At 63.8% G+C, this 12695-nt stretch carries 8 protein-coding genes; 4 read left to right on the top strand and 4 right to left on the bottom strand.

Annotated elements, in window-relative coordinates; genetic code table 11:
• Nucleotides 1-83 precede the first annotated feature (83 nt).
• The 4 genes from INQ43_RS06410 to INQ43_RS06395 form a co-directional block, all read right to left on the bottom strand.
• The gene (locus INQ43_RS06410) at nt 84-1208 is read right to left on the bottom strand and encodes a serine hydrolase domain-containing protein (protein ID WP_228062648.1); all 1125 of its coding nucleotides are present in this window, start codon (nt 1206-1208) and stop codon (nt 84-86) included.
• A 58-nt stretch (nt 1209-1266) separates the two neighbouring features.
• Nucleotides 1267-2886: a serine hydrolase domain-containing protein gene (locus tag INQ43_RS06405; protein ID WP_228062647.1), complete on the bottom strand. Its 1620-nt coding sequence runs from the start codon at nt 2884-2886 to the stop codon at nt 1267-1269.
• Nucleotides 2887-2972: 86 nt separating this feature from the next.
• Complete coding sequence (locus INQ43_RS06400; RefSeq protein ID WP_228062646.1) at nt 2973-5966, bottom strand: TonB-dependent receptor; 2994 nt, start codon at nt 5964-5966, stop codon at nt 2973-2975.
• A 64-nt stretch (nt 5967-6030) separates the two neighbouring features.
• Nucleotides 6031-7407: a transglutaminase-like domain-containing protein gene (locus INQ43_RS06395; protein ID WP_228062674.1), complete on the bottom strand. Its 1377-nt coding sequence runs from the start codon at nt 7405-7407 to the stop codon at nt 6031-6033.
• Nucleotides 7408-7819: 412 nt separating this feature from the next.
• Here INQ43_RS06395 and INQ43_RS06390 point away from each other — a divergent pair, with 412 nt between their 5' ends.
• The 4 genes from INQ43_RS06390 to INQ43_RS06375 all read left to right on the top strand — a co-directional run bounded on the left by INQ43_RS06390 (nt 7820) and on the right by INQ43_RS06375 (nt 12686).
• Nucleotides 7820-9265 (top strand): SH3 domain-containing protein, encoded by a 1446-nt coding sequence (locus tag INQ43_RS06390; RefSeq protein WP_194037480.1) that lies wholly within the window; start codon nt 7820-7822, stop codon nt 9263-9265.
• A gap of 35 nt (nt 9266-9300) precedes the next feature.
• A complete protein-coding gene (locus INQ43_RS06385; protein ID WP_194035632.1) occupies nt 9301-10413 on the top strand; it encodes a dipeptide epimerase in 1113 nt (370 codons plus the stop codon).
• A 1-nt stretch (nt 10414) separates the two neighbouring features.
• Nucleotides 10415-11263, top strand: a complete 849-nt coding sequence (locus INQ43_RS06380; protein ID WP_194037479.1) for a MurR/RpiR family transcriptional regulator — start codon at nt 10415-10417, stop codon at nt 11261-11263.
• A gap of 163 nt (nt 11264-11426) precedes the next feature.
• Nucleotides 11427-12686: a dicarboxylate/amino acid:cation symporter gene (locus tag INQ43_RS06375; protein ID WP_194037478.1), complete on the top strand. Its 1260-nt coding sequence runs from the start codon at nt 11427-11429 to the stop codon at nt 12684-12686.
• Nucleotides 12687-12695: the final 9 nt, after the last annotated feature.

Genomic DNA, 12695 nt, shown 5'->3' with positions numbered 1-12695 from the left:
AAAGCGGCCGAGGTGGCCGCTTTTTTCATGGCCTCAACTTCCGTACGTCCGGCGAAAGCGGCCGTGCGGGTGCTTCCAATTGCCTATTGCTGAAACAGGGCCGAGATGGCCAAGGCGGTTGCCATCGGTTCGGGGTCGTTGCGGTTGCTCAGGATGACCACCGCCAGACCCTGCTTCGGGTATCGCACGAGTACATTGCGGAAGCCGATCGTCTCGCCCGAATGCCATACCCGGTCTTTGCCGACGTACCAGCCAAGACCGTAGTCGACTCCCGGATCGTTGGTCGACACGGCCGCGGTGAACGCCAGGTCGCGTGACTCGTCAGACAACAAACGGTCGTCGCCGAGCGCGGCGTTCCACTTGGCCAGGTCGTCGATGGATGAGTAGATTCCGCCGTCACCCAGGACTGCGCTGGTCGGGCTTTGGTCAGTCCGCACCCAGATGCCGTCTTTCCGGCTGTAGCCGTAGGCGCGATTCTCGACCCCCGGCCCGCCGTCCACGAAGGCCAGCGTAGTGCTCATTCCCAGAGGTCGGAAAATCCTGTTCTCCAGGAACGCGGGGTATTCCTCACCGGAGATGCGCTCAACGATCAGCGCCAGAAGCGCGTATGCACTGTTGCTGTAGCGGAAATCGCTACCCGGCGGAAAGTAGGTCCGATCCAGCTCGGCCAGGATCTGCAGGACGTCGGCATCGTGGACCTGGCGGTCCAGCTCGGCGGACATTTCATCCTCGTAGTCGATCAGGCCGGAGACATGAGTCAGCAGGTGGCGAATCGTGATCGCCGCAGTCGCGGCGGGCAGCTCCGGCAGCCACTTGCCAACCCGATCCTCCAGCGTCAGGCGCCCATCCTCGACCAGGAGAAGAATCGCCGCGGCGGTGAACTGCTTGCTGACGGAGGCCAGCCGGAAATTCGTCGCCGGCGTGACAGGCACCGCTTTCTCGACGTCTGCCATCCCATAGGATCGACGGATCGCCGGCTTGCCAGCGCGCACAACCAGCAGCGACGCCCCCGGACCGCTGCCGGCATAGCGGTTCATCAGCTGGTCGATCTTCTTTGTCACCACCGCAGAATCTGCTTCGTCTGCCGCTTCGGCCGAAAGTTCGCCGCCAGCCGGGGTCATCGCGCAGGCACCGAGGAGGATGGCAATGAAGAACCCTCCCAGCAGGGGAAACGACAGAGGCTTCCTGGCAGGGTCAGTTCGCAACATCGGGGTCTCCGGGTTGAGCGTAGGGGGTCAGTCCGGGTCGGGTTGGGGGCGGCAAAACTCATCGACTTGCACACTCACCCGTGCGCCGGAAATGCAGGTCCTCATAGTCGTAGCTGAAGTCCGCGTCGGGATCGACCTTCGCCATCGTGAGTTGCTTCTTTCCGTCAGGCGAATCGTTCGCAAAATCCAGCCAGGCATCCGCATCCGACTCCAGGGTCTCGAAATCGACCAGGAAACGCCCTGCTGCATTGAATACCGGTCCTGAAAGACGCGGTGAATTGGCCGACTCGAATCGCGCTCCGGAGTCTGACGGGCAGATCGAGACGTCGCCAAACCAGGGGTCGCGGTACTCGCCGAGCCAGGACGCCAGCTCGCTGGAAGACGCGATAGACCGAGGCGCAGAAGCTCTCGCATCTGCGACCGGGGCTCCCGACGATTGTCTGGCGGCACTCGATTCAGGAGCCGCCCTTTCGCGGGCCAGATCCTCCGCGTAGTAAGCGACGGTGCGGTTTTGCCCAGGCGCAGTGAAGTGCTTGGTCAGGACCTGTTCCAGCACCGTGCGCGCCTCTCCCGCCTCACCGTTGATCAGGATCACGAAGCCCGTGCCCAACTCCGGCAGCAGGGTCACCGCGGAATACATGCCCGAAAGCGTGCCGGTGTGGGCCACCTTGGCAGTGCCGTCCACGTCGCTCAGGCGCCAGCCGTAGCTATAAGCGTAGAAGTGGCTCTTGTTCCATTCGCGCATGCGCGATGTGAGCGGCATCGGCATGTGAGGCGTCCAGACTGCCTCGCGCTGCTTCTTTGAAAGCCACCCGGAATGCGGTGTATCGCCCTCTTCGGCCAGCCACGTCTGCGTCCACCGCAGCATGCTGTCCAGACTGCAACGCACCCCGCCAGCCGCCGCCATCGGCATGTCCGCCACGACTTCGCCGTCCTGCCTCGCTATCCACTGCCCCTGGCGCTTTACGTGTGGCGAGGCTACGCTGCCCGCCTCCGAGATCCGCCACTCGCCGATCCGGCAGCCGTCCATTCCCAGCGGCTCGAAGACTTCGCGCCGCAACAGCACGTCATACGGAACTCCACCCACGGCGGCGGCGACTTCGCCGGCGACGATGTAGAGCGTGTTGTCGTAGGCGTAGCGGGAGCGGAAGCTCCAGCGCGGCTTGAGGTATTCCAGCCCTGCAATCACGTCGTCGCGGGTGAAATGGTTGGGCTCGGGCCACAGCATCAGGTCGCCGGCGCCCGGCCCCATGCCGCTGTTGTGGATCAACAGGTCGCGCACCTGCATTTCCCTGGTAACCCAGTCCTCGTACATCCGGAACCCGGGCAGGTGCTTCACCACCGGGTCGTCCCAGGCCAGCAGGCCGGCATCGACCTGGCGCGCGAGCAAAGCCGCTGTCATCGCCTTGGTGTTTGACGCAACCTTGAACAGCGTATCGCGGCCCACGCGCTCGCCACTTCCCGCAGCCGTCTCGCCGCGTACTTCCCACTGCCGGACCTTGCCGTCAACGACGACGCCTACGGAGATGCCCGGCAACTCGTACCGGGCGACCACGTCGTCGACCGCAGTAGTGACCTCAGCGGATGGCAGCGCAGCCTGCGGCGATGCCTGGGCGTTCTCCTGGGCCAGAACGAGTGCGGCCGCTAATGCGGCCGCGGTGTAAACGTGATTAGCCACCAACTTTGCAACTCCTTGTCGGACCCCGGGGCGCCCCGGATGATCTCCGGGACGCCCTGGCCAATATCAAGACAGCCAAGCGTGCATCAGAAGGCGTAGGTAACCACCAGCTGTGCATAACGCGGCGACTGCCAGTTCGTGGCTTCCCCGAAGTACGGCATCTTGTTGCCGGGGGTGCTCTCGTAACGGGAATGCACGTTGACCATGGTCTGGCTGTTGAGCAGGTTGTAGATGGACAGGCGAGCCTTCAGGTCGATGTGCTCGACCGGGAGCGTCCAGGTCACGCTGAGGCCCACATCCTTCACCCACGGCATCCGACCGAAAGCGCCACGCGGCGAGTAGGTCATGTCCCGCGTCGTGTAATCGTCGCAGCCGGAATTGCACAACCAGCCAGATCCGCCACCGCTGTACTCGCTCGGACCGCCGGCGCTGCGGTTGTCATCGGGCCAACGCACGCCAAACGCCGTGATCGGACCGCCCGAGCGCGCAGACACCGTGGCACCAACGCTCCACATGTCGTTGAACTTGAAACTGCCGCGCGCCTTGATCTGGTGGCGGTGGTCGTTGAACGTGGGACCGAAACGTTCGTTCACGGCCGGATGGTCGTAGTGCTGCACCAGACTTGTGTCGTTGTAGCCGGTATCCGAGTTCACCGGGCCTTCGATATTGCCGTCGGACTTGGACCAGAGGTAGCTGACGTTCAGTGCCCACTTGTCATCCCATGCGCGGTCCAACTGGAATTCGACAGCCTTGTAGGTGCGCTTGGGCTTTTTGTAGCCCATCACGATGTTGCTGCCGGACGTGATGTAGCCGTCTTTGGAGCTATCGAACGACACCCAATCCTGAGTGTCCGGGCACCACAGCGTATTGCTTTCACCCGGGTTGAGGATGGGCCAGTCGCCGGAGTACCAGGGGCAACCTTCCACATGGCGGATGCTTACGTCTTCCACCGCACGGGTCATCTCGCGATAGGTGGCGTTGACGCCGTACGACCAGGTGTTGTTGAGCGCCTGCTGGAAGCCGAGGATGAACTCATCCTGGTAGACCTGCTTCAGATCGCGAGCCACAGCGGTGCGGACATCATCAGGTGCGGGGGCGTTGCCTTCCGTGTTGACCGGACCAAGTTGCTGGCCAATGATCGGATACAGGTAGGTGGTACCGAGAATTGGATCGATCCGCTCTTCCCAGCCGTCCAACACGTAATACGTGTGCTCGTCGGTGGTGCCTCCGCCGAAGTAGTCGGTGAGCTTGTTGGTCAGCGGAATGTAGTAACGACCCGCGTTGCCGAACACCTTGGTTCTGCCATCGCCCTTCATGTCCCAACTGAAACCCAAGCGCGGCGAGATCATGTCGCCGAAGTCAGCCTTGGCGAAGGTCACGCCCGAAGCGAGTGTGTTTTCGAATTTATCGGCGCGCAGACCGAGGTTCAGCAGCAGGTTCGGGGTAACACTCCAGTTGTCCTCGATGTAGATCGCCTGCGCCTTGGTGCTGACCGGGGCGCCGGTGACCTTGTAACGCCCGTCGAGGTAGGCATGCACGTCCAGCGGGATTGGTGTGCCGTTCGGAAGAACCCCGTTGTTGGGGGGATTGGAAATATCCGGGTCAGGTGCGGCCCCCATCAGCCTGTAGCGCATTCCGTCACCGGGGAAAACGGATGAACTCGTGGAGTCCATGATTTCCTGGTCGGCGCCGAAGCGCACCAGATGGTCGCCCAGCGTCCATTCGAAGTCGAGGCGCGCGGCCTCGCGCTTGTCGTCCCGGTTGCTGACGCTGTTCTTACTCGGGGCACAGCCTTCGCGCCTGGTTGCCGGGCCGAAAATCGAGTTGTAGGTGCCGTCGCGATCCAGAATGCTGCAGTAGGGGTCCCACTGACTGTAAGAGGAAGAGCTTCGCTCGTTCACGCCGTACATCGCCTTGGCGACGAAGTTCTGGGTGAAGCTGCCGGTATACGTCAGCGACCAGTTGTCACCGCCTGAGCCGACCGAGCTTCCACCCTGGGCAGCGCCGCGCGTGGCGGTATCCCAGTCATACTTGTAGCTGAGAGTGTCTGACTCGGATTTGTCCGAAAAAGCGAGCAGTTCCAGCAGGTGATTGTCATTGATCTGCCAGTCGAGCTTGGCACCCCAGAAGTCGTTGTTGCTCTCCGTGTACCAAGCCTCGATCGTATCGATATCCCGGGGGTTGCTGTCGCGCTTCTCGTAAATGCCGAAGAAAAACAGCTTGTCCTGCACGATGGCACCGGACGCCCAGACGTTGGCCTTGGTGAACGACGAGTCATCCCGGCTCATGCGGTCCTGCTCAACAATGCTGCCGTCCCGGTGGAAGCGGTCCTTTCTGGAGGAAGAGAAGGCCGCCGGTTCCATCGTCACTTCTGCGCCGGCATGGAACTCGTTGCCGCCTGAACGGGTCACGGCGTTGATGACGCCACCGGTGCTGCGGCCAAACTCCGCCGAATAGCCGCCGGTTTTGATCTGGAACTCCTCGTAGAACGCGAAGGGCACAGATGAGAACCCCTGGCGACGATAGGGGTCGGTGACGTTCAAGCCATTGATGTAGGCGACGTTCTCCGCCACCGAGGAGCCGCCGAACGAAAGACCGCCGAAGCTCGCGCCCGAGTCGACCACGCCCGGCGCCAGCAGCGCAACGGAAGCCAGACTCTGATCCACCGGCAATTTGGCCAACTGCTCGCGGGTAACGTTGGTCGAGGACTCGGTGGAACGGACGTCCACGCGATTGACCACTCGCGAACCAACCACCTGCACGGCAGCCATGTTTACGGTGCCGCCACTCGTCAAGTTGACGGTAGTCGTACCTCCCAGCGAAACGCTGACAGAAACTGGCGCTCCCGATCCGGAGGTAAGAATGTAATCGCCCGGAGGCAATTGACCGATCCTGTAACTGCCGTCTCCCGCCGCTTGGGCGGAGCGCGACACCCCCGTTGTGGTGCTGGTGATGGTTACCTGCGTGCCCGCTTCCGCGCGACCCGCCACGGCACCTGTGACGCTCTGCGCCATGGCTACCGTGGGCACCATGGCTGCCAGGCACATGCCCGTGGCCAGGCTCAGTACGCTCTTGCGCAATCGTGTGTGTCGCATTTCCCCTCTCCCGAAAGGTTTGTGAAAACTCAGGTCCTGCAGTCACCCCCTAAGGCAGCAGGACCTCCGTATTGAAGTCATAGGTCCATTGATCGAAGTACAGATTTCCACCGCTCCATTCGACCTCGCCGCGTTGCGAGTCCACCGTCTCGGACCGGAAATGACGCTTGGCTGGCTCGAATGGCGTGCTGAAGTCGCCATTGAAAGCAATCCGGTAGGCGTCCAGCCCCCCCAGATAGAACCACTCCAGGCTCCTGCCCTGCCCGTCTATCGCGCCGGGCATCCTCCCTGTTGTCACGTCCATCGGAACCCAGCCATAAGGCGCCAGATACACCTGCCCCCAGTCGTGGAGGTTCCAATAGCCGGCACGATCGGCGCCACCCACCTGCGAGTCGGAGTAGACCATCCCGGATTGCCAGCGCGCCGGGATTCCATTTAGCCGGAGCAAAGTGATCAAAAGCAGGGTCTGCTGTCCGCAATCGGCGAAGCCCGTACGCAACGCGTGTTCGCTGATATTCGAGATTGTCGAATATTCGCGCGCGCCCGCCCACGGAATGCGGTCGACGGCGGCGAACAGCTTCTGCGTGATGCGGTACGGGTTGGTTTCATTGCCCACCACATCCCGCGAAAATGCACGCAAGGCCGGGGTGAAGACGACGTGGGGTGGTCGCTCGGCAAGGCTCTCGGCCAGCGCCGGGTCGTTCGGCGTCGGTAGTACACGCTCACCGTCGATGTCGTGGTAGCGCGCGTAGACAGTCATCTCATATTGGACGCTGAACGTCGTGGGCTGCCCGGCGCGCGCCGGCTTTTCCATATGAACCGTGCGCTGGGCGACGGACGCCGGTGCCATATCGGCTTTTGCGGGCTCGCTGTCCAGAAGCCGGATGTCTTCCTGCTGGCCGGGGATCTCCCTGGGAAATGGAATCCAGGCCTGTACCGCTTCACCGGCCGGGACCGCGTCGGCGTTGACCGTAAGCGTCTGGGTGACACGGACCTGCTGGGGCAACACGCTGCTTTTGCCACTGGACATCGCTGCCTCGGCGATCGCAATGTGGTGCGCATTAAACGATTCCATCGGACCGTCGCGGAACGGCTTCGGGTCCGCTCGTCGTTCGGCGGCTTCGGGGCTGAGGCGGAACAGGTTGGAAATCGAGCGGTTGAAATACAGCTTCCGCCCATCGATCACGCGATGCTCGATCAGTCCGGCATCCGCCCACTCATCGAACTCCGCCTGGCGGAGATCTGGCACCTGTTGCCTCAACTGCGCAAGCGCCTCGGATTCCTCAAGACTGAAATCCATCAGTATCCGGCGCATGCGCTCACGTTCGAACAGGAGCGCCTCACGTGCTGGATTGGCTCCTGCCGCCCGCTCAAGGGCGGAAGTGATTGCAGACTCGGCTTTTTTGAAGTACCCCGCGTCCACCATTTGCACGATTGCATCGAGCTCGCCGCTACGGGCCTGGGTCGCCGCAGACGCAATCTCGGGGCCGGTCTGCGCGGCCGGCTGCGGTCCCTGGCTCGCGGTATCCGCGCTCATCGCCATGGCGATCGCGAGCACGATGCCGTGGGCAATCATCGTGGTCACCGCCGCACTCCGGGCCAACCAACGCCGTTCCTGGTGGAACGGCCCGGTTGCCCCAGGCTGTCAGTAGCGATCGCGTTTGTGACCCCGTGCATCAGTGCCTGCCTCAAGCCGATGATTCAAGGCGATGTTTAGCATGCCGCGCGACGGGAAGCAATAATATATTCCGCGATAGCATGATATAAGAATCACGTATTCCGCAGTGACGGCAAACTTCGCGCGCGCCGTGCCACGCGCCCCAGAACCGAGAACAACGATGCGCATCACTCTACTTGCCGTGGGCCTGTTGCTGGCCGGCGGGATCTCCCAGCCTCTGCACGCGCTGCCTCCCGCGACCATCGTGGCCCCCGTGGCTACAGCGGCGCCTGTCCCTGCGCACGGCGTGGTCGGAATCATCGACGAGGCGATGCTATCGCCGGACTATTGGACATCGGCGATGGCCGCGCCCGACCGGGTTCTGCTGGATACCCCGGCCATCGACGCGCAGAACCGTCGCCTGTTCGAGCTCGATGGCTCAATGCATGACCTCGACAAACTGCCTGCCCGCCTTGACGGCAATCAGGTCCGCAAATGGCTGGACGACGCGTCGTCGCGTCCCACGACGCCGCGCTGGGATGTGGAGGGAGACGAAGTCGCCGTGGAAGCGATCGACGCTATGTTCGCCAACACCGCCGTGCAAGCCGTCCCCGCCGATCAGGCGACCCGCTACGGACTGGTCGTGCACCGCACCGACATGCGTGGCCTGCCGACCACGATGCGCATCTTCAGCAGTCGCGGCGATACCGACATCGACCGGTTGCAGGAGAGCGCGCTGTTCCCCGGGACGCCGGTTGTGATTGCGCACGAAAGCGCTGATGGCGAGTGGTTGTTCGTGATCAGTCCGCGATACGCCGCGTGGGTGGACAAGCACCACGTCGCCGAAGGCAGCCGCGCGAAGGTGCTGGGTTACACCACCGAGTCGCCCTACCGGATCATCACCGGCGGCGTGGAGCGCACCGTGTTTACCCGCGAGGAGCCGCGCGTGTCGCAGTTGCAGCTCGACATGGGCATTCGTCTGCCGCTGGCGGACGTTCCGCCCAACAAGCCCGTCAACGGCCAGCACCCCTACGCCGCCTACGTGCTGCAAATGCCGGTGCGCAACGAGGACGGGAGCCTGGGGATGGCGCCGGCGCTGCTGCCGCGTCGCGCCGACAGCGCCGCGGATTACCTGGCGCTGACTCCGGCAAACCTCGTCGACCAGGGGTTCAAGTTCCTCGGCGAGCGCTATGGCTGGGGACACGCGTACGGCACCCGCGACTGCAGCGGTTTCGTCTCGGAGATCTACCGCAGCATGGGCGTCGAGCTTCCCCGCAACACCAGCGCGCAGGCGGTGAGCCCGGCGCTGGAGCACATCACCTTCGAGCGCAACGACGACGCCGCCAAGCGCAAGGCCGCGGTTGCCCAGTTGCAGGTGGGCGACCTGGTCTACATTCCCGGCCACGTGATGATGGTGATCGGCCACCACGGCGGCATGACCTACCTCATCCACGACACCCACGGCGGCCGCTACAGCGGCGACGATGGCGAGCTGGTCTCGATGGCGCTCAACGGGGTGGTGGTGACGCCGCTGGAACCGATGATGTTCAGCGAGACCGAGAGCTACATCGATCGCATGACCAGCATCGTGCGCCCGCACGGCGCGCTGCGCCTGCCGAGCCACTGACCCTACGACGCACACTGCAACCGGACCTGCGATAAATGAAGATCACCCGAATTGAATTCGGCATGCTCCGCGTGCCGCTGAAAACCCCGTTCAAGACCGCCCTGCGGACGGTCCAGCAGGTCGAGGACATCGTCGTCATGGTCCACACCGACAGCGGCAACATCGGCTACGGCGAGGCGCCCGCGACGGCGGTGATTACCGGCGACACGCACGGCTCCATCGTCGACGCGATCCGCCACTACATCTCGCCGCGGCTGATCGGTGAGGAGATCGCCGACCTCAACCGCATCACCCGCTTGATCCAGACCGCGATGGAGAAGAATTCCAGCGCCAAGGCCGCCGTCGAGATCGCCATCTACGACCTGTTCGGGCAGCTCTATGGTGCGCCGCTGTACAAAATGCTCGGCGGCGGCGATCCACTCGTCACCACCGACATCACCATCAGCGTGGACACCATCGACAAGATGGTCGCCGACTCGATCAGCGCGGTCGACCGGGGTTTTGACTCGCTGAAAATCAAGGTCGGCAAGGACATCGGCGTCGACATTGAGCGGGTCAAGGCCATCTACGCGGCGGTGGAAAACCGGGCCCTGCTGCGCCTGGATGCAAACCAGGGCTGGAGTGCCAAGGAGGCGGTGTACGCCATCCGCGGCCTGGAGGATGCCGGCGTCCGGCTGGAACTGGTGGAGCAGCCGGTCCGCGCGCGCGACCTGGAAGGCATGCGCTACGTGACCGAGCGCGTGCATACCCCGATCATGGCCGATGAAAGCGTGTTCGGCCCGATGGAGGTGATCAAGCTCATCCACATGCGCGCCGCCGACATCATCAACATCAAGCTGATGAAGACCGGCGGCATTTCCAACGCGGTGCGTATCGCCGATATCGCCGCGATGCACCAGGTCGAGTGCATGATCGGCTGCATGCTGGAGACCAGCATCAGCGTTGCCGCCGCCGTCCACCTGGCGGTGGCCAAGTCCGACGTGATCACCAAGGTCGACCTGGACGGCCCTTCGCTGTGTGCCTACAACCCGGTGGAAGGCGGAGTGATCTTCAACGAGTCGGAGATATCGATCACGGATGCACCCGGGCTGGGCATCCGTGAGATCCGCGGTCTGGAGCCGATCAGCAACTGCAACGCAGCCGCCTGAAATGTCGGCCCTGCTGACCATCCGCTCGCGGCGAGACCAGATGTCGGCGATCGAGCGCCGCATTGCCGACTTCGTGCTCGACAACGCCAACCTGCTGCGCGACTACTCTTCGCAGCAGCTCGCCAACGCACTGGGCGTCAGTCAGTCCAGCGTGGTGAAGTTCTGCCAGAAGCTCGGCTTCAAGGGTTACCCCGACCTCAAGTATTCCGTGGGCGAGGACATCGCGCGCGCCGACAACGGCGATGAGGAGCCGGCTACCAGTGCGCCGGAGCATCCCGCCGATGCCATGGCGGCCGAGTTGTGGCGACGCAAATCGGCGGCCGAGGAGGAAACGCGGTCGATCAATCCGCCCGGCACCATTGCAGCCGTCGCGGCAGCCATTACCCGCGCCGGTGAGGGCGGCAAGGTGTTCCTGATCGGCCTGGGCGATGACGACATCCGCGCCCGCGCGCTCGCCCTGCGGCTCTCGTTGCTGGGCATCCTGACCGTGCACAACTTCGATCCCGCCCATATGGCGGCCAGCGTCAGCGCTGCCTGTGAGGGCGACGTGTTGATGGTCTTCTCCGAACACGGAAAGCCGCCCCCGCTGTGCTACATCGCCCGCAGCTTTCAGGAGCGTGGCGGCAGCGTCGTATCCGTCACCCGCCACACTTCCAACCCGCTGCGCGCCTATGCCGATATCGCCCTGCTGGTATCGGCCCACGATGATCAGGTGCATATCCAGCCATTGCTTTACCAGGCTGCAGCACAGCACCTGATGGACCGGGTGTTCGTCCGGCTTTGCGAAAGCGGACGCGATCGGCAGTTGCGTGAGAACCTTGAACGCCTGCAACCGATGCTCGAACCTTGATCGCAGCCGTAGATCCTGTTCTCTTCCCATCCCACGCCGGCCGCGCTCCTCGATCGCCGCCGCCTGTCGCGAGCCCGTCCATGCAACGACCTGCCGTGTTTCACCACTGTTCCTGCGCATCTGTCATTGAGGTGGGCACCCTCGCCGCGCGGAGCAGGGGGCTGTGACCGGCACTTCCCGCGTACTGCTTGCCCTCGCCCTGGGCGCACTGGTCGGCCTTGGCCTGGCCTGGATCGACCCGGCAATCGCGACGCGCGTCGCCGACGTTGTGCATCCTTTCGGCCGGCTGTGGTTGAACGCACTGCAGATGACCGTGGTGCCGCTGGTGCTTGCGCTGGTCGTGGTCGGCGTCAGTACCGCGGCCGATGCCGCCGCGTCGGGGCGGATCGCGCGCAATGCGATACTGGTATTCATCGCATTGCTCGCGCTGGCCGCGGTGTTCACTGCCATCGCCGCACCGGCGCTGCTGTCACTGCTTCCGCACGATCCGGGCCTTGCGGTCGCGCTGGGCGGAGGCGCGAGCGAGACCGCCGCCCTGCCCGCTCCGGCCGGCTGGTCGCAATGGGTGACCGGCATCGTCCCCAGCAACGCCGTGGAGGCCGCTGCGAGTGGCGCGATGCTTCCGCTGGTCGTCTTCGCGCTGTTCTTCGGATTTGCGCTGACGAGGATCGAAGCGCCGCGGCGCGCGCTGATGGTCGAGTTTTTCCAGGCACTGGCCGACGCCATGATCATGATCGTGCGTTGGGTGCTCTGGGCGGCGCCGGTTGGCGTCTTCGCGCTCATCCTGGCCGTTACCGCTCGAGCCGGACTGAGCATGCTCAGCGCACTGGGCATCTACATCGCGCTTCAATGCCTGCTCTATCTGACCGTGACCGTGGCCATGGTGCTGGTGGCGGTTGTGTGGGGCGGAGAGTCGATCCGGCGGTTTGCCGCCGCCATTGCCCCCGCCCAGGTGGTCGCGGCGAGCACCCAGTCGTCCTTGGCTTCGCTGCCGGCCATGCTGGAGGTCGCCAACGACCGACTGCGCTACCCGCGGCAGATTTCCGGACTGGTCCTGCCCATGGCGGTGACATTGTTCCGGATCACCAGTCCTGTGCAGTACCTCAGCGCTGCGGCCTTCATCGCCTGGGCCTACGGCATCGACCTGGGCGTTGCCCAGTTGGCCGCCGGTTGCGCCTTGGCGGTGGTGATCAGCCTGGGCTCCGTCGGGCTGCCAGGACAGGTCAGCTATATGGCCACCAACCTTCCGGTCGCCCAGGCGATGGGACTGCCGGTGGCACCGTTGGGACTGTTGCTGGCAGTGGACACGATCCCGGATGTCTTCGCGACACTGGGCAACGTCACCGCTGATCTCGCGGCTACCAGCATCGTCGCCAAAGCTGCGCGGGGCGATGCCATCGCTCGCGACGCTGTCGAGCCCTGACCGGAAAGG

Origin of the sequence: Lysobacter sp. H23M47, from assembly GCF_015209765.1 — a bacterium.
Lineage (GTDB): Bacteria > Pseudomonadota > Gammaproteobacteria > Xanthomonadales > Xanthomonadaceae > Novilysobacter > Novilysobacter avium.
Note: the sequence above shows the minus strand (reverse complement) of the source record. Positions and strands in the feature narration are given on the sequence as shown.